Raw genomic sequence first — 16,486 nt, 5'->3', positions numbered from 1 at the left:
GGGGACAGCACGACGCCGGACGCGATCCGCACGCGGACGCTGACCGAGGAGACGGCGCGGGTGTTCCGCTCGCGGGTGGTGAACCCGCGCTGGATCGCCGGGATGCGCAAGCACGGCTACAAGGGCGCGTTCGAGCTCGCGGCGACGGTCGACTACCTCTTCGGGTTCGACGCGACGGCGGGCGTGGTGCCGGACTGGATGTACGCGACGCTGGCCGAGACCTACGTGCTCGACAAGGAGAACCAGGACTTCCTCAAGCACGCCAACCCCTGGGCGCTGCACGCGATGGTGGAAAAGCTGAGCGAGGCCGCCGACCGCGGCCTCTGGTCCGAGCCCGACCCCGAGCTCATGGACCAGCTCCAGCAGGTCTACCTCGACGTCGAGGGCGACCTCGAGGACCGGGTCTCGTGAGCCGATTGCTGAAAGCGGGTCGCTGGATCGACCTGGGCTCGCGCGCTGAGCGTGGACCCGCGAGCCTCCGCTCATCTGGCGACCCCTTTTCAGCAGGAACGCCGTGAGCCTCGACCTCGCCGCGCTCGACGCGGAGACGCTGGCCTTCCTCACCGAGCGCCACCTCGCCACGCTGACGAACGTCCGCGCGGACGGCACCCCGCACGTCGTCCCGGTCGGGTTCACCTACGAGCCGGAGACCCGACTGGCCCGCGTCATCACGAGCGGCACGTCGGTCAAGGCGAAGCTCGCCGCCCGTCCGGGCGCGGTCGCCGCGGTCTGCCAGGTCGACGGCCGCCGCTGGCTGACGCTGCAGGGACCGGTCCACGTCGAGCGCGACGAGGCGTCCGTCGCCGACGCGGTCGAGCGGTACGCCGGCCGCTACCGCCAGCCGCGGGTCAACCCCGAGCGCGTCGTCCTCGTCATCGAGGTCCAGCGGATCCTCGGGCACGGCTGAGCATCCCCGGGTTGCGGCCCGGGGCCGAGCGGTCCACGCTCGTGGCGTGACCAGCGCGACGCGGCTCGTCGAGGGCGCCCACCTGGCGTCGACGGCGGCGCTGACGGGCCTGGTGGTGCTCGACCCGACCAGGCCCTTCCGGAGCGCGCCCGACTACGCCGGCTGGCTCGCCGGGCAGCAGCGGGTCGACCGCGTGATGTCGCGCGTCGCGCCGCCGGTGTTCCTCTCCACCGCTGCAGGCGCGACGGCCGCTGCCGTCGTGGCGCTGGCTCAGCGGCGTCCGGCGGTCGCCGCCGCCCGCGCAGGAGCCGCCGTGTGCGTCGTCGCCGCGATCGTCGTCACGCTGCGGGTCAACGAACCCGCCAACCAGACCTTGCGCGGCTGGCGCCCGACGGACCCGGCTCCCGACGGCTGGCAGGACGTGAGAGCCCGCTGGGACCGGGCCCACGCCGTACGCCGCGGGCCGGTCGCCTGCGCCGCGGTCGCGTCGGTCGCCGGGCGCACGGGAGCATGGCGTCATGGCTGAGGTCCTGCTGTTCCACCACGTGCTCGGGCGCACGGCCGGGATGGAGGCGCTCGCGGAGCGGTTCCGGACCGCCGGGCACACCGTGCACCTGCCCGACCTGTTCGAGGGCCGGACGTTCACCGACCGGGAGACCGCCCGCGGGTACGTCGACGAGGTCGGCTTCGACACCCTGGTAGAGCGCGGCCGGGTCGTGGCCGAGGACCTGCCGCGCGAGCTCGTGTACGCCGGGGTGTCTCTCGGCGCGCTGCCGGCGCAGCTGCTGACGCAGACGCGGCTGGGCGCGCAGGCCGCCGTGCTGATCAGCGCGGCGATCGACCCGAGCGAGTTCGGTGCGCCGTGGCCGCGCGGCGTGCCGGTCCAGGTGCACCTCAAGGAGGACGACCCGCTCATGGCCGAGGGCGACCTGGACGCCGCCCGGAGCCTCGTCGAGCTCGTGCCCGACGCCGAGCTGTACCTCTACCCGGGTGCGACGCACCTCTTCACCGAGGAGGGGTACGCCGACCACGACCCGGCCGCCGCCGAGCAGCTCGTCGAGCGGGTGATCTCACTGCTCGCGCGCCTCTGACCCTTCGACCGGCCCGAGGGGGAGCCGACTCAGCCCGGGCGCAGCAGGTAGGTGTCCATCACCCAGCCGCGTGCGGCCCGCACCGCGGCGCGGCGGTCCCGGATCGCCGGCAGCACGTCGGCGAGCCGGCCGGCGACGAGCGCCTCGTCGGGCAGCCCGAGCTGCGCGCCCCAGAAGATCTGCAGGTCGGGGTGGGCCTCGACCAGCCCGGCGCAGGCCAGGTCGCCGTCGAGCATGACGACGACGTCGCCGAGCGCGGGGTCGTACTCCTCGACGAGCCGGCGCCCCGTCGTGAGGTGCACCGGCTGCCCGACCCGGTTGAGCGCGGTGCGGTGGCGCGCGGCGAGCAGGGTCACGCTGCTGATGCCGGGCACGACGGTGACCTCGACCTCGACGCCGGACGCAGCCAGCTGCTCGGTGATCGTCTCGACGACGCGGAGCGTGGAGTCGTACAGCGACGGGTCGCCCCACACCAGGAACCCGACCGTGCCGTCGTCGCCCACCTCCGCGCGGATCGCGTCGGCGTGGCGGCGCGCGCGCTCGGCGTGCCAGTCGCGCACCGCGGCCGCGTACCCCGCCGAGCCGCGTTGCGCGTCCGGCCCTCGCTCGGGGTCGGGCACCTCCACGAAGCGGTAGCGGTCGTGCGTGACGACCGCCGCGCACAGCTCGGCGCGCAGGGTGACCAGGTCGCGGGTGGCCTCGCGCTTGTCCGCGACGAGGAAGACGTCGACCGCGTTCAGGGCCGCGACGGCCTCGCCCGTCAGGTGCGCGGGGTCGCCGCTGCCGATGCCGACGACGAGCACCCGGACGGTCACGAGCGGACCCTCGCGCCGACCCGGGTGGGCGCGAGCAGCAGGTCCAGGTCGAGGTGCTCCTCGACGGCGTCGGCGAGCGCGTCGACCATGGCCTCGCGGCGGGCCCCGAACGCGGGGGCGTCCGGGACCGGCGCCCAGGACGCGCCGGCGGCCGCCGCGACCTCGGCGAGCCACGCGCGGCGGAACCCGTCGTTCTCCAGCGCGCCGTGCCAGACCGTCCCCCACACCACGCCGGCGCGGACGCCGTCGAGGAACGGTTCGGCCGCGGCGGTCGAGGTCGCCCGCCCGTGGTGGATCTCGTACGCCTCGACCCGGTGCCCCTGCCAGGCGCCCGTCGGCCGCCCGAGCGTCTTGTCGGGGTGGAACCGGGTCGCGACGGGCAGCAGCCCCAGCCCGTCGACCGTCGTCGGCGTCGACGCCTCGACCGCGTCCGGGTCCTCGACCCGCTGCCCAAGGACCTGGTACCCGCCGCAGATGCCGAGGACCGGTGCCCCGCGCCCCGCCCGGTCGAGCACGGCGTCGGCCAGCCCCGTACGCCGGAGCCAGGCGAGGTCGGACAGCGTCGCGCGGGTGCCGGGCAGCACGGCCAGGTCGGCCCCGGCGACGACGGCCGGGTCGGTCGTCACGCGCACCTCGACGCCCGGCTCGGCGGCGAGGGCCTCGACGTCGGTCGCGTTCGACACCCGCGGGAACCGCACGACGGCCACCCGCAGCAGGCCCGGCTGTGCGCGGGCCGAGCGGCGCCAGGCGCCCACCTCGAGCGTGTCCTCGGCGTCCAGCCAGACCCCGTCCAGCCAGGGCAGCACCCCGGCGAAGGGCACCCCGGTCCGGCGGGTGATCTCCTCCAGCCCGGGCGTCAGCACGTCCGGGTCGCCGCGGAACTTGTTGACGACGAAGGCGTGCACCAGCGCGCGATCCTCGGGCTCCAGCAGGGCGACCGTCCCGTACAGGGCGGCGAGCACCCCGCCGCGGTCGATGTCGCCGACCACGACGACGGGCAGGTCGAAGCGACGCGCGAGCCCGAGGTTCACGTAGTCGCCGGCCCGGAGGTTGATCTCGGCGGGCGACCCGGCGCCCTCGCAGACCACGAGGTCGTGCTCGGCGGCCAGCTCCTCGTACGCCGCCCAGGCCGCCTCGGCGAGGTGCCGGCGACCGGTGGCGTACTGGCCGGCCTCGAGCACCCCGGACGGTCGGCCCCGGACGACGACGTGGGCGCGGCGGTCGGTGCCGGGCTTGAGGAGGACCGGGTTCATGGCCGAGGTCGGCTCGACCCGCGCGGCCTGCGCCTGGAGGAGCTGCGCCCGCCCGATCTCGGCGCCGTCGGCGCAGACGCCGGAGTTGTTGCTCATGTTCTGCGCCTTGTACGGCGCGACGTCGACCCCCCGGCGCACCAGCGCCCGGCACAGGCCGGTGACGACCAGCGACTTGCCGGCGTCCGACGACGTCCCGGCGACGAGCAGCCCGGACGTCACCGCACGATCCTAGGAGCGCGTCGAGCGGATCCGGCGCAGCAGGACCCGGCCGGCCTCCCACGGCGGCGCGGTCGCCGAGCCGCCCTGCACGACGACGATCCCGACGAGCACGAGGAGCCCGCCCAGGACCTGCGTCCCGCTCGGGATCTGCCCGACCAGCAGGGCGGCGAACACGACCGCGAACAGCACCTCGGTGAGCGCCACGAACGAGGCCACGGCGCCACCCAGGCGCCGGACCGCGACGATCCCGGTGAGGTAGGCGAGCACGGCGGCCACGAGTACCAGCAGCGCCATCGGCACCCACCAGGGCATCGACACGCCCGCCAGCACGGTCGACCCGAAGCCGACGCTCAGCGGCAGCACCCCGATCCCGCCGACGACGAGCAGCGCGGCGGCGCCGATGCCGGTGCCGGCGGTGGTGAGCAGCAGCGGCGGCACGGCCTGGCCGTCCGGCTGGTCCTCGGCGAGGATGAAGTAGCCGGCCAGGCAGAGCATGGCGCCGAGGCCGTACGCGACCCCGACCGGCGAGACGGTGATGCCGTGCAGGACGTCGAGGACGAGCGCGAGCCCGACGAGAGCCAGCGCGGCACCGATGACCACCGCCCGGGTCGGCCGGTCGCCGTGCGCCCAGCGCCAGCCGATGAGGACGACCGGGGCGAGGTACTCCAGCAGCAGCGCGACGCCGACGGAGAGGTACTGCAGCGAGCTGAAGTAGAAGAGCTGCGCGCCCGCCACCGCGACGACGCCGTAGACGACGAGGCGGCCGGACTGGCGCAGGTCCGGCAGGCCGGTGCGGCGCAGCAGCAGGACGCAGGGGACGAGCAGCACCAGGAAGGCGCCACCGACGCGGGCGGCGACGAGCGCCGTCGGCGACCACCCGAGGTCGAGCAGCGCGTGCCCGAACGACCCGGAGAGCGCGAAGGAGGCCGCCGAGGTGAGCGCGATCGCGAGGCCCACGCCACGCCCCTGGGCCACGGTGCCGGTCGGGGTGGTGGTGGGGCTGGCGGTCTGGGTGGTGGCCACGGCAGGCTCCTGGTGGGCTCTCGGGGTGCTCCCGGTCATCGTGTCATGACCATCGAGGCTTTACACTCGTGACGCTACGGGCGGAACTTGTCAGGAGTCAAGATGCTTTTCACCAGTGACACGACCGACGGCCTCGCCGCGGCGGCGACGCTGGTGAACACCCGCCGCAACGGCGTCGACACCCTCGAGACCGTGGCCGACCTGGACGCCCTCCTCCGGGTCGTCTCGATGTCGGGCGAGCGGCTCGGCACCCAGGCCGAGGTCGACGCCGTGCGTGAGATCCGGGAGCGGCTCCGGGCGCTCTGGTCGGCGACGGACCGGGCCGAGGCCGCGGGGCTGGTCAACGCGATCCTGGCCGAGACGACGACCACGCCCTACCTGACCAAGCACGACGAGCTCGACTGGCACCTGCACATGACCGAGCAGGACGCCCCGCTGGCCCACCGGATGGGGGCCGAGGCGGCGATGGGCGTGCTGGACCTGATCCGGACCGACAACCTCGCCCGGCTCAGGACCTGCGCGGCCGACGACTGCGACGCCGTGCTCGTCGACCTCTCCCGCAACTCCTCCAAGCGCTACTGCGACACCGGCAACTGCGGCAACCGCGCCAACGTCGCCGCGTACCGCGCCCGGCGCCGCGAGTCCGGCGAGTGCTGAGCGGGACGCCTCGCGCAGAAGAAAGCGCCAGCTGGCCCGCAGGCGCCTGTCAGGGGCCTGAAACTCCCGCTGGCGCTTCCTTCTGCGCGGAACGGCCGGCGCTCACGATCCGGCGCACTCACGACACCCACGCTCGTGGCACCCACGGTCGCCGATCCACCTGGCCCACGTTCCACCGGCTCTTCCTGCCCTGCGGGTGTGGCTGAGCACGTGCATCTCACGACAGCGTGAGATGCACGGACCCCCGGCGGACCGCCCTCAGAGCTTGTCGAACCAGGGTTCGAGGCGTTCGTACGCCTCCATGAACAGTGCGTACGACTCGGCGAGCCGGGCGTGGCGCTCGGGGTCGGGCACCGCCCGGGCGACCTCGGCGGAGAAGCGGCGCGCCACGTCGAAGTCGTCGAACATCCCCACGCCGACCCCCGCGACCACGGCCGCGCCGACGGCGGTGGCCTCGTCGGTGAGGTTGCGGCGCACGACCGGCACGCCCCACACGTCGGCGAGGACCTGGAGGACGACGGGGGAGTTCGCGGCGCCGCCGATGGCGTCGACCGAGGTGACCTCGACGCCGTTCTCCTCGAACGCGCGCAGCCCGGTCCAGAGGTTGAAGGCCACGCCCTCGAGCACCGCCCGGGTGAGGTGCGCAGGCCCGTGGTGGCGGGCCAGCCCCGCGAACACGGCCCGCGCGGCCGGGTTCCAGTAGGGCGAACGTTCGCCGAGCAGGTGCGGCAGGAAGAACAGCCCGTCCCCGGAAGCCTCGACCTCGGCGGCCCCGCCGAGCAGCCGGCCGTACCGGTCGCCCCCGCGGTCGTCCTCACGAGGAGCGAGCGTGTCGACGACCCACTCGAGCGAGGCACCGCCGGCCTGCATCGTCGCCGTCGGCACGAAGCGGTCCGGCAGCACGTGGTTGAAGGTCATCGTGCGCATGCCCGGGTCGTAGAGCGGCGCGTCCGAGGCCAGGGAGACCCACGAGGACGACCCGAGGTAGCAGTACGTGCCCGACTCCGGCGCGGTGATCCCCGCGCCGAGCGCCCCCATCGGCCCGTCGCCGCCGCCGACCACGACGGGCGTCCCCTCGGCGAGCCCGGTCGCCTGCGCCGCCGCCCGCGTCACCCGGCCGAGGACCGCGGTCGAGGGCAGGACCTGCGGGAACAGCGAGGCCGGCAGCCCTGCGGCCTCGAGGATCTCCGCCGACCACGCGCCGGTCCGCTGGTCGTACGCGTTGGTGCTCGAGGCGTCTGACGGGTCGGTCGCGAGCTCGCCGGTCAGCCGGTGGCCGACGAAGTCCTTGGCGTTGACCACCGTGACCGCGCGGGAGAACGCCTCCGGCTCGTGCTCACGGATCCACATGACCTTGGTGGTGGAGTAGGTGGGGTTGAGCCGGTGCCCGGTGATCGCGTAGCCCTGCTCCATCCCGACGCGCTCGAGCAGCACGGCGGTCTCAGCCGTCGAGCGGGTGTCGGCCCAGATCGTCGCGGGCCGCACCGGGTCGCCGTGCCCGTCCAGCAGCACCGCACCCATCATCTGGCCCGAGAAGGAGACCGCCTCCACATCGGCGGCCCGGGTGCCGGTCCGCTCGAGGAGGTCCCGCGTCGCCGCGCCGACGGCGGTCCACCAGGCTTCGGGGTCCTGCTCGGCCTTGCCGTCGGGGCCGAAGTCGGTGCCGTACGCGGAGGTGCAGGCAGCGACCAGCTCGCCGTCGGCGCTGACCAGCGTCGCCTTGTCGCCGGTGGTGCCGAGGTCGTGGGCGATGATCATCGTTCTCTCCCTTCTCCACCCAGCCAGCGGGCCGGGTTGCGGCGCAGCACCTGCTCCACCAGCTCGGGCGCCGCCCGCTCCAACCGGGGCACCACGCGTTCGCCGAGGTACGCCAGGCCCGGCATCCCGCCGTACGCGCGGTAGCGCGTCGCCCGCGCGACGTCGCCCCCGAGCAGGACCCGCCCGGCGGCGCCCCGCTCGGCGGCGGCCAGCAGGCAGTCGAGCAGGACCGAGTCGGGCCAGCGCTGGGTGCGGGCCCAGCCGTCGTACCCGAGGTACGCGCCCGCGGCGGCGAGCTCGGCGTGCAGCCCGGGGTCGGGGTTCCGGTCGACGTGCGCGAGGCACACGGCGTCCGGCGGCACGCCGAGGTCGCCGAGGAGGCCGAGCACCTCGAACGTCGCGCTGCCGTGCTCCAGGTGCACCATCACCGCCGCGCCGGTCTCGCGGTGCGTCGCGGCCACCGCGGCCAGCACCCGCCGGGCGTACGCGCTGATCGCCCAGTAGCCGATGCCGGCCTTGACCACGCCGGCCCGTACCTCGGTGCGCTCGCCGGGCTCGCGACCATCGGACGCCGGCATCCCGTCGAGGACGTCGGCGGTGAACCGGTCCGCCAGCACGTCCTCGGCGGCGTCCAGCAGCCAGTGGTCGGGGGTGTAGTGCTCGGCGCGGTGGGCGCCGGTGGTGGCGACGACCGCGAGCCAGGTCGCGGCGCTGATCCGCGCCAGCGCGGCCGAGTTGCGACCGAGTCCCGTCGGCGTCGCGTCGACCATGGCGTCGAAGCCGGAACCGCGCAGCGAAGCGGCCTCGGCCTGGCTGGCGGCCTCGTCCTCGAGCTCGTCGCCCCGCAGCAGCGGGCTGACCTGGAAGAGGTGCTCGTGGTAGTTCGTCGCGCCGAGCGACTCGGCCTCGAGGTCGCCGAGGACCGTCCGGACCGTGCCTCTCGGTATCACCGGGTCCCCGCGGCGGCCCGACCCAGCTCGTCGACGGTCTCCGGCGGCATCGGCACGTCGAACACCTCGGCCACCGCCTGGCTCCAGCCGTGCACGAAGTAGCGCCAGCCGTCCTCCACGTGCAGCCCGCGCCCATCAGGCCGAGCCTGCTGCGCGCGGGCCTGGGCGAGCAGCTCGAGGCTGCCGCGGTAGTTGAAGTCCCACACGTAGCCGTCCCGCGGCAGCGCGACGCCGTCGGGCACGGGCGAGCCCGGCCGGTCCTTGCCCATGCCGGTCGCGTTGACGACGAGGCTGCCCGGCGGCAGCGCGTCCACCAGCGCGGCGACGTCCTCGGGACCGGACGTCGCGACGTAGCGGACGAGGCCCGCCGGCACCCCGGAGCGCTCGTGCACCGACCGCGCGTGGTCGAGCGGGCCCTGTTCGAGCGCGGTGCAGACGACCTGGCCGGGCCGGTCGTCGCGGACCCCGAGCTGCTGGCTCAGCGCGGTCCCGGCGCCGCCGCTGCCCAGCACGAGCGCGGTGGCACCGGTTCGCGCGAAGTGGTCGGCCGGCAGGAACTCCTCCAGCGCGAGCCGCGCGGTGATCGGGTCCTTCGCGCTGCCGAGCAGCCTCCCGTCCCGCTTGGCGATGCAAGACACCTCGCCGAACGTCTCGGCCAGCTCGTCGAGCTCGTCGAAGAGGTCGGCGCAGGTGTCGTGGACCGCGACCTTGTGCGTCGTCACGAGCGCGCCGAGCTCCTCGTCGTCGGCGGCGATCGCGGAGACGAGGTCCCGGTACGTCTGCGCCGGGGCGTCCAGCGGCACGTCGTGCCCGACGAGCGTCCGCGTGGGCAGCCCGAGCACGTCGGCCCAGAGCGGGAAGACCTTCAGGATCGACGAACCACCGGTGCTTACGCCGACGAAGCCCATCCGCGGGCCGGTCGACCCGGGGTCGCCCGCGGTCACGACGACGACCCCCGTACGGCGTCCGCCGCCGCGCGGAAGCGGCGCGCGGCCTCGGTCACGGTGTCCCAGTCGTCGGTGGCGAGGGCCTTGGCCGGCGTCAGCTCGCCGCCCGCGCCGACCGCGACCGCGCCCGCGGCGAGCCACTCGCCGAGGTTGTCGGGGTGCACGCCGCCGGTGGGGCAGAAGTCGACGTCCGGGAACGGTGCGCGCAACGCCTTGAGGAACGCCGGGCCGCCGAGCGAGGAGGGGAAGAGCTTGACGACGTGGACGCCGAGGCTGGTGGCGAGCATGACCTCCGAGGGCGTCATCGCACCGGAGAGCACGGTCGCCCCGGTGCCGAGCATGGCGCGGGTCAGGTCGGGCAGCGTGCCGGGGCTGACCAGGAACTCCGCCCCGGCCGCGACCGCGTCCTCCGCGTGCGCCGGGGTCAGCACGGTGCCGGCGCCGAGCAGCACGTCGGGGTGGCGGTCGCGGACCTCGCGCAGCACGGCGGGGACGTCCGGCGTGCTGTAGGTGACCTCGATGCCGGTGATCCCGCCGGCGACCAGCGCGTCGACGGCCGACACCGCGGCCCCGGCCGAGGGTGCGCGGAGCACCGCCACGACCACCGTCTCCCGCAGCGCGCCCAGCACGTCGCGCTCGGTCGTCCCTGCGGTCATGCGGCGCCTCCTGGGCGGACGAGGTTCGGCGGTGTGCGGTCGGCCAGCACGGCGAGCACGGCGTCGACGGCCCCGCGGCCCATGCCGTCGACGGCACCCACGGTGTGGGCTCCGGCGTGCGAGGTGAAGACGGTGACGTCGGCCAGGTCGTCGGCGAGCAGCGGGGCGCCGCGGGAGTCGTCGTCGAGGACGTCCGCGGCGTAGCGGCCCAGCCGCTGCCCGCGCAGCGCGTCGGCGACCGCGGCCTCGTCGACGAGGGCCGCGCGGGCGGCGTTCACGAGGACGGCCCCCGGGCGGAACCGCTCCAGCAGCGACGCGTCGACGAGCACGTCGTCGCCGGGCGCGTGCAGGGTGACGACGTCGCTCTGCGCGACGAGCCCCGGCAGTTCGAGGAGCTCGACGCCGGCCACGCTGCCCGGCTCGACGAACGGGTCGTACGCCAGCACGCGGCTCCCGAAGCCCGTCAGGCGGCGCGCGACAGAGCGCCCGATGCGGCCGAACCCGACAACCCCGACCGTCAGGCTCCCGAGCTCGCGGCCGCGGCTCACCGTCGGCGTCGCGGCGCGGACGCCGCGGTCGCCCGGCACCACGTCACGGAGCGCGGCCAGCGTGAGCGCGAGGGTGAGGTCGGCGACCGCCTCAGTGTTGGCGCCGGGGGTGTTGGTGACGAGGACGTCGCGCTCGGCGGCGGCGGCGAGGTCGACGGCGTCGGTCCCCACGCCGTACCGGGCGACGAGGCGCAGGTGGGGACCCGCGTCGAGGTGCGCGGCGGTCACGGGGCCGGTGCCGGCGATCCAGGCGACGGCGTCGGCGAGCAGGGGTGCGAGGCGCGCGAGGTCGTGGTCGGGGGGTCCGCTCCGCACCTCGCACCCGGCTGCCTCGAGCTCGGCCACCAGGTCGAGGTCGCCGCTCGAGAACGAGCGGCTCGTCACGAGGACAGGCGTGCCCGTCCCACCAGGGGGGAGGGGGACGGGCACCCGGCGAACGTAGACCTGTCCGGACAAGTACGTCAACGCGGGTGCCGACGTCGGGGCGGCGTTCCGTGAGCCGGCCGGAGGGTCCGGAGACGCTCCTTGAGCCTGTCGAAGGGCGCTTCCAGAAACCTCCCTGAGCCTGTCGCAGGGCGCTTCCGGGGGACGCTCCCTGAGCCTGTCGAAGGGCCCCGAAGGGGTTGGCGTCCTTGCCCGAGCGAGGCCGACCTCTGGCGAGGCCCTTCGACGAGCTCAGGGGGCGTTCACGGGTGGCGCCGCTCAGACGTTCACAGGCGCACCCGGGCGACCATCAGCGCAGCACCCTGTACGGACAACCCCTCCTCGCACTACAGTCGCGCCGTGCCAGCGATGGAGCTCGACCGTGCGTCGACGCTGCCGCTGTACCACCAGGTCAAGCAGCTGCTGCTCGCCCAGGTGCGGGCCGAGGACCTCGCCCCGGGCACCCGGGTGCCGGGCGACAACGAGCTGTGCCGCTCGCTCGGGGTGTCGCGCAGCGTGGTCCGCCAGGCCCTCGCCGAGCTCGAGGTCGAGGGCGTGGTCGAGCGGGTCAAGGGCCGCGGCACCTACGTCGCCCGCCCCCGGACGACCGAGCACCTCGTCGCCCGGCTGACCGGGCTGCACGAGGAGATGGCGGCCCGCGGCGCGGTGGTGACGAGCGTGGTCCGCCGCCAGGAGGTCGTCCCGGCCGACGACCACGTCGCGACGGCGCTCCAGGTCGTGGTCGGCGCACCGGTGCTCGTCCTCGAGCGCCTGCGCCACGTCGGCGGCGAGCCGTGGGTGCTCACCACCACGCACCTGCCGACCGAGCTCGCCCCGGACCTGGAGACCGAGGACTTCACCGAGCAGTCGCTGTACGCGGTCCTCGAGGGGCGTCTCGGCCTGCGGCTCACGCACGGCCGGCGCAGCGTCGAGGCCGTCGCCGCGACCGAGGAGACCGCTCGGCTGCTGGCGGTGCGCAAGGGCGAGCCGCTGCTCCAGCTGCGCAGCACGACCTGGGCCGGCGACCGGCCCGTGGAGGTGTTCGTCGCCCTGCACCGCGGTGACCGCACCCGTTTCGAGGTGGACCTGGAGCGCGCTCCCGCGTCTCAGGCAGCGGCCGCGCCCGGCGCGGCCACGGTGGTGGTCACGACGACCGCGCCGGACGAGCTGGAGGAGGTGGGCCGATGACCTGGCCCGAGCAGGCGGTGGTCGTCGTGACCGGAGCGGCCGGAGGGATCGGGCTGGCGTCGGCGACCTGGTTCGCCGAGCGGGGCGCGCGGGTCTTCAGCCTCGACCGGCCGGGGGCCGTCCCGGCCTCTGGCGAGGCCGTCGGCGAGGTCGTCGAGGTCGACGTGACCAGCGAGGACTCCGTCCGCGCCGCCGTCACCACCGTCGTCGAGCGGGCTGGTCGGGTCGACGCCCTCGTGGCCGCGGCCGGGGTCGCGGAGGGCGACACGGGCGCGGAGGACATGAGCCTCGAGCGCTGGTCGCTGACCATCGGCGTCAACCTCACCGGCGTCTTCCTCACCTGCCGCGAGTTCGGGCGCGTGATGCTCGAGCAGGGTGCGGGCCGCATCGTCGCCGTCGCCTCGATGTCGGGCCAGCACGTCGTGAACGTGCCGCAGCGCCAGGTCGCGTACAACGCCTCAAAGGCCGGCGTGGTCGCGATGGTGAAGTCGCTGGCCTTCGAGTGGGCCGGCCGCGGGGTGCGCGTCAACGTCGTCTCGCCCGGCTACGTCGACACGCCGCTGCTGACCAACCGCACCGACCTGCACCCGTTCTGGAAGAACCAGACCCCGGCCAAGCGCTTCGCGACGCCGGCTGAGGTCGCGGGCGGCGCGGGCTACCTGCTCAGCGACGAGGCCGCCTTCTGCGTGGGCACCGAGCTGCTCATGGACGGGGGGTACGCGCTCCCGTGAGCCTCCCTCCGAGTGGGAGAGCCCGCGCGGTCGTCTACGACGAGCCGCGCCGCTTCACTGTCCGCGACGTCGAGACCCCGGCTCCAGGTCCGGGGCAGGTGGTGCTCCGCGTGCTGGTGGCGGGGGTGTGCGGGACCGACCTGCACCTGCACGACGGCGAGTTCGGGCCGACCTACCCGCTCGTCCCCGGCCACGAGTTCGTCGGCGAGGTCGTCGAGGCGGGCCCCGCGGCCGGCTGGGGGTCCGGCCAGGACCCCGCGGACCTGCTGGGCCACCGGGTCGTCGTCGACAACACCGCCTCGTGCGGGCGCTGCGCCGAGTGCCGCCGCGCCCGGCCGGCCTTCTGCCACCACCTGGTCGCACAGGGCGTGAACGCGCCCGGCGGCTTCGCCGACCTGGTGCTGACCGATGCCGACCGCTGCTTCGTGGTCGACGACCTCGACCCCGAGGTCGCGGTGCTCGCCGAACCCGTCGCCTGCGTGCTGCACGGCCTCGACGTGCTCGCGCTGCCGCCGGGCGCGGACGTCCTCGTGCTCGGCGCCGGGCCGACCGGCCTGGTGCTGACCTCGCTGCTCGCCAGCGGGGGCGCCGGACGCCTGACCGTCGCGGCACCCAGCGCGGCCAAGCTGGCCCTGGCGCAGGCCCGCGGCGCCGACGAGGTGGTGCGGCTGCGCCGCGACGACCCTGCGGTGGGCGCGCAGGCGTTGCGCGCGCTGGCTCCCGAGGGCTTCGACGTGGTGATCGAGGCGACCGGCGCGCCGGCGGTGCTCGAGACCACGCTCGGGCTCGTCCGCACCGGCGGCACGGTCTTCGTCTACGGCGTCCCGCCCGAGGCGGCGGTCTGGCCGGTGAGCTCGTACGACGTGTTCCGCCGCGAGCTGACCATCAAGGGCTCGTTCGCCCAGCAGCACTCCTTCGACCGGGCGCTGCGGGTGCTGCGGACCGGGCGGGTCGACCCCGCGGGGATCGTGACGCACCGCTTCGGGCTGGACGCCTACGCCGACGCGCTCGCCGCCGTCGCCGACAGCAGCGTCGTCAAGGTCGTCCTGCGCCCCTGAGCTGGTCGAAGGGCCTCAAGGAGGTCGGCGTTCCCGGCATCCGCGCGGACGCCAACCCGTTCCGGGCCCTTCGACAGGCTCAGGGAGCGTTCGAGGCCCTTCGACAAGTTCAGGGAGCGTCCCCTTCCTCTCGGCAGGCCCGAGGGGCGTGCCGGTGGCGCGACAGGCCTCGAGCGCAGTTCGAGCGCCCCATCCGTCACTTGAGCCCCCTGTGACTCTCGCAACGTTTCGGCGACCTGTCCGGACATGTCCTTGACACCAGACCAGTGCTGCGTGAGGTTGATCACTGTGACTCGCAGCGACGACGGTGCCACCTCATGACGACGACGGTCGAGCGGTCCGAGACCGCACGCCCCAGGGCGGGCGACGTCGCCTTCACGGCGACGGGGATCAAGAAGCACTACCCGGGCGTCAAGGCCCTCGACGGGGTCGACCTCGAGGGGTACGCGGGCGAGGTGCTCGCGGTCTGCGGCGCGAACGGCGCCGGCAAGTCGACCTTCGCCAAGCTGCTGGCCGGCGTCGAGACGCCCACCGAGGGCGAGATCCGGGTCGCGGGCTTCGACCACCCGGTGCGCAACGCGGCCGAGGCGGAGCAGGCGGGCGTCCTGATGATGTTCCAGGAGCCGCTGATCATCGACGACTTCACCGTCGGCGAGAACGTGTGGCTCTACAAGCTGCGCCAGGGCCGTGACATCCGTCCGTGGGCGAACAAGGTGGACTCGAACTCCGCCGAGACCCGCGAGGTGCTCGGCAAGGTCGGCCTCGGCGGCCTGCGCACCAACCAGCTGGCGCGCGACCTCGGGCCCGGGCAGCGCCAGATGCTCTCCCTCAGCCGCGCCGAGGTGACCAACCACCAGATCATGATCTTGGACGAGACGACCGCGTCCACCAGCGAGGAGCACTTCAACGACATCCTCGACCTGGTCAAGCGCGAGCGCGAGGCCGGGACGCACATCATGTTCGTCAGCCACCGGCTGAACGAGGTGTTCGCGATGAGCGACCGCATCGCCGTGCTGCGCAACGGCCAGCTCGTCGACGTGCTCAAGACCTCCGAGACCAACCCCGACGAGATCACCACCCTGATGATCGGGCAGGCCCTCAAGGCGGTGGAGCGCCCGGCGCCGGTCCAGACCGAGGGCAAGCAGCCGCTCGTGTCGGTGCGCGACCTGCACGGCGGCACCGCGGCCGGGGTCTCCTTCGACGTCTTCCCGGGCGAGGTGGTCGGCCTGTACGGCCTGGTCGGGAGCGGTCGCTCCTCGGTCGGCCGGACGGTCACCGGGCAGAAGAAGGCGGTCAGCGGCACGATCCTCATCCGCGGCGAGGAGGTCCAGCTGAGCTCGCCGGGCCAGGCGCTGGAGAAGTCGGTGGTCTACCTCACCGAGGACCGCCGCCTGGAGGGCTTCGTCAAGGACTTCGACAACGGCGAGAACATGAGCCTCGTCGTGCTGCCCAAGTGGTCCAAGGGCGGCGTGATCGACACCACCAAGGAGAAGAGCCGCGTCGCCGAGCTGATCAGCGAGTTCCAGGTCAAGGGCGGGCCGAAGACGTACACGCGCTCGCTGTCCGGCGGCAACCAGCAGAAGGTCGTCATCGCCAAGTGGCTCGAGTCCGACCCGGACTTCGTCGTCCTGGACGAGCCGACGAAGGGCATCGACGTCGGCGCCCGCGCCAACATCTACGAGATCATCCACGGCGTCGCGGCCCGCGACAAGGGCGTGCTGGTGATCTCCAGCGAGGCCGAGGAGCTGCTCTCGCTCTGCCACCGGATCCTCGTCATGCGCAACGGCAAGGTCGTCGACGAGTTCGACCCCGCCGAGGCCGACACCGACGACCTGATCCGTACGGCCCTCACCCACCAGGACTGACCCTGCGCGCCGTCGCAGGACCCCGCACGACCCCCAGCTGCACCCGACGAAGGAGTCAGAACAGATGACCGCAACCGCGACGGCCCCGGCCCCGTCGGCCCAGCCGGAGGCTCAGCGGAGCAGCCCGGTGGTGGACTGGCTCAAGAGCCAGTACGCCCTCTACATCCTCGTCGCGCTGCTGCTGGTCGCGACGATCACCCGCGGCTCGATCTTCTGGGGCGGCACCAACCTGACCAACCTGCTCCTGCAGATGTCGATCATCGGCGTCGTGGTGCTCGGTGAGCTGATCGTCGTGCTGACCGGCGGCATCGACATCAGCGTGGGCTCGGCGCTCGGCCTGGCCGCGGTGATCGCCGCCGGTCTGTTCGGCGGGCCCTCGGTCTTCCTCGGGCTGGTC

Annotated in this window: 17 protein-coding genes and 1 pseudogene; 10 read left to right on the top strand and 8 right to left on the bottom strand. The window is 74.2% G+C overall.

Going from position 1 to position 16,486, the window contains the following annotated elements; all coding sequences use genetic code 11:
- The 4 genes from BMY04_RS21870 to BMY04_RS21855 all read left to right on the top strand — a co-directional run.
- On the top strand, positions 1 to 411 hold a 411-nt coding region (locus BMY04_RS21870; protein ID WP_170854279.1), incomplete at its 5' end, for a cobaltochelatase subunit CobN.
- 103 nt (positions 412 to 514) lie between these two features.
- Positions 515 to 907 (top strand): pyridoxamine 5'-phosphate oxidase family protein, encoded by a 393-nt coding sequence (locus BMY04_RS21865; RefSeq protein WP_091187099.1) that lies wholly within the window; start codon positions 515 to 517, stop codon positions 905 to 907.
- Between the two features lie 46 nt (positions 908 to 953).
- Positions 954 to 1,433: an anthrone oxygenase family protein gene (locus BMY04_RS21860; RefSeq protein ID WP_091187095.1), complete on the top strand. Its 480-nt coding sequence runs from the start codon at positions 954 to 956 to the stop codon at positions 1,431 to 1,433.
- A complete protein-coding gene (locus tag BMY04_RS21855; RefSeq protein ID WP_091187091.1) occupies positions 1,426 to 1,998 on the top strand; it encodes a dienelactone hydrolase family protein in 573 nt (190 codons plus the stop codon). The genes BMY04_RS21860 and BMY04_RS21855 overlap by 8 nt, the downstream gene beginning before the upstream one ends.
- Before the next feature lie 29 nt (positions 1,999 to 2,027).
- Here the strand turns inward: BMY04_RS21855 and cobF are convergent, their stop codons facing one another.
- Genes cobF through BMY04_RS21840 form a run of 3 tightly spaced genes read right to left on the bottom strand, consistent with a single transcriptional unit; the run spans position 2,028 to position 5,308 of the window.
- Positions 2,028 to 2,813 (bottom strand): precorrin-6A synthase (deacetylating), encoded by a 786-nt coding sequence (gene cobF / locus BMY04_RS21850; RefSeq protein WP_091187088.1) that lies wholly within the window; start codon positions 2,811 to 2,813, stop codon positions 2,028 to 2,030.
- The gene (locus tag BMY04_RS21845) at positions 2,810 to 4,285 is read right to left on the bottom strand and encodes a cobyric acid synthase (RefSeq protein WP_091187084.1); all 1,476 of its coding nucleotides are present in this window, start codon (positions 4,283 to 4,285) and stop codon (positions 2,810 to 2,812) included. Before BMY04_RS21845 ends, cobF begins: the two co-directional genes overlap by 4 nt.
- 9 nt (positions 4,286 to 4,294) lie before the next feature.
- Complete coding sequence (locus BMY04_RS21840) at positions 4,295 to 5,308, bottom strand: EamA family transporter (protein ID WP_232506570.1); 1,014 nt, start codon at positions 5,306 to 5,308, stop codon at positions 4,295 to 4,297.
- A gap of 102 nt (positions 5,309 to 5,410) precedes the next feature.
- Between BMY04_RS21840 and BMY04_RS21835 the strand changes: the two genes are divergently transcribed.
- Positions 5,411 to 5,965 carry a CGNR zinc finger domain-containing protein gene (locus BMY04_RS21835; protein WP_091187077.1) on the top strand — a complete coding sequence of 185 codons (555 nt, stop codon included), beginning with the start codon at positions 5,411 to 5,413 and terminating at the stop codon, positions 5,963 to 5,965.
- A 258-nt stretch (positions 5,966 to 6,223) separates the two neighbouring features.
- On the opposite strand, the gene xylB is transcribed toward BMY04_RS21835, so the two are convergent.
- From xylB to BMY04_RS21810, 5 genes are read right to left on the bottom strand one after another with little or no spacing between them, the layout of a single operon-like run.
- Positions 6,224 to 7,723, bottom strand: coding sequence for a xylulokinase (gene xylB / locus BMY04_RS21830; RefSeq protein WP_091187074.1), 1,500 nt, complete (start codon positions 7,721 to 7,723; stop codon positions 6,224 to 6,226).
- A complete protein-coding gene (locus tag BMY04_RS21825; protein WP_198410357.1) occupies positions 7,720 to 8,673 on the bottom strand; it encodes a phosphotriesterase family protein in 954 nt (317 codons plus the stop codon). Before BMY04_RS21825 ends, xylB begins: the two co-directional genes overlap by 4 nt.
- On the bottom strand, positions 8,670 to 9,617 hold the full coding sequence (locus tag BMY04_RS21820; RefSeq protein ID WP_198410356.1) for a shikimate dehydrogenase family protein: 948 nt from the start codon (positions 9,615 to 9,617) through the stop codon (positions 8,670 to 8,672). Before BMY04_RS21820 ends, BMY04_RS21825 begins: the two co-directional genes overlap by 4 nt.
- On the bottom strand, positions 9,614 to 10,276 hold the full coding sequence (locus tag BMY04_RS21815) for a bifunctional 4-hydroxy-2-oxoglutarate aldolase/2-dehydro-3-deoxy-phosphogluconate aldolase (RefSeq protein WP_091187069.1): 663 nt from the start codon (positions 10,274 to 10,276) through the stop codon (positions 9,614 to 9,616). The genes BMY04_RS21820 and BMY04_RS21815 overlap by 4 nt, the downstream gene beginning before the upstream one ends.
- On the bottom strand, positions 10,273 to 11,253 hold the full coding sequence (locus BMY04_RS21810) for an NAD(P)-dependent oxidoreductase (RefSeq protein WP_198410355.1): 981 nt from the start codon (positions 11,251 to 11,253) through the stop codon (positions 10,273 to 10,275). Before BMY04_RS21810 ends, BMY04_RS21815 begins: the two co-directional genes overlap by 4 nt.
- 363 nt (positions 11,254 to 11,616) lie before the next feature.
- Here BMY04_RS21810 and BMY04_RS21805 point away from each other — a divergent pair, with 363 nt between their 5' ends.
- The 5 genes and pseudogenes from BMY04_RS21805 to BMY04_RS21785 form a co-directional block, all read left to right on the top strand.
- Positions 11,617 to 12,435 carry a GntR family transcriptional regulator gene (locus tag BMY04_RS21805; RefSeq protein ID WP_091187065.1) on the top strand — a complete coding sequence of 273 codons (819 nt, stop codon included), beginning with the start codon at positions 11,617 to 11,619 and terminating at the stop codon, positions 12,433 to 12,435.
- On the top strand, positions 12,432 to 13,166 hold the full coding sequence (locus BMY04_RS21800; RefSeq protein WP_091187062.1) for an SDR family oxidoreductase: 735 nt from the start codon (positions 12,432 to 12,434) through the stop codon (positions 13,164 to 13,166). Before BMY04_RS21805 ends, BMY04_RS21800 begins: the two co-directional genes overlap by 4 nt.
- Positions 13,163 to 14,224: a zinc-dependent alcohol dehydrogenase family protein gene (locus BMY04_RS21795; RefSeq protein ID WP_091187058.1), complete on the top strand. Its 1,062-nt coding sequence runs from the start codon at positions 13,163 to 13,165 to the stop codon at positions 14,222 to 14,224. Before BMY04_RS21800 ends, BMY04_RS21795 begins: the two co-directional genes overlap by 4 nt.
- Before the next feature lie 317 nt (positions 14,225 to 14,541).
- Complete coding sequence (locus BMY04_RS21790; protein ID WP_091187055.1) at positions 14,542 to 16,089, top strand: sugar ABC transporter ATP-binding protein; 1,548 nt, start codon at positions 14,542 to 14,544, stop codon at positions 16,087 to 16,089.
- A 64-nt stretch (positions 16,090 to 16,153) separates the two neighbouring features.
- Positions 16,154 to 16,486: pseudogene (locus BMY04_RS21785) on the top strand (ABC transporter permease); the annotation flags it as partial.

It is taken from the genome of Microlunatus flavus, assembly GCF_900110855.1.
In the GTDB taxonomy this organism is placed as follows: Bacteria; Actinomycetota; Actinomycetes; order Propionibacteriales; family Propionibacteriaceae; genus Microlunatus; species Microlunatus flavus.
This window is presented reverse-complemented; position numbering and strand designations above follow the sequence as displayed.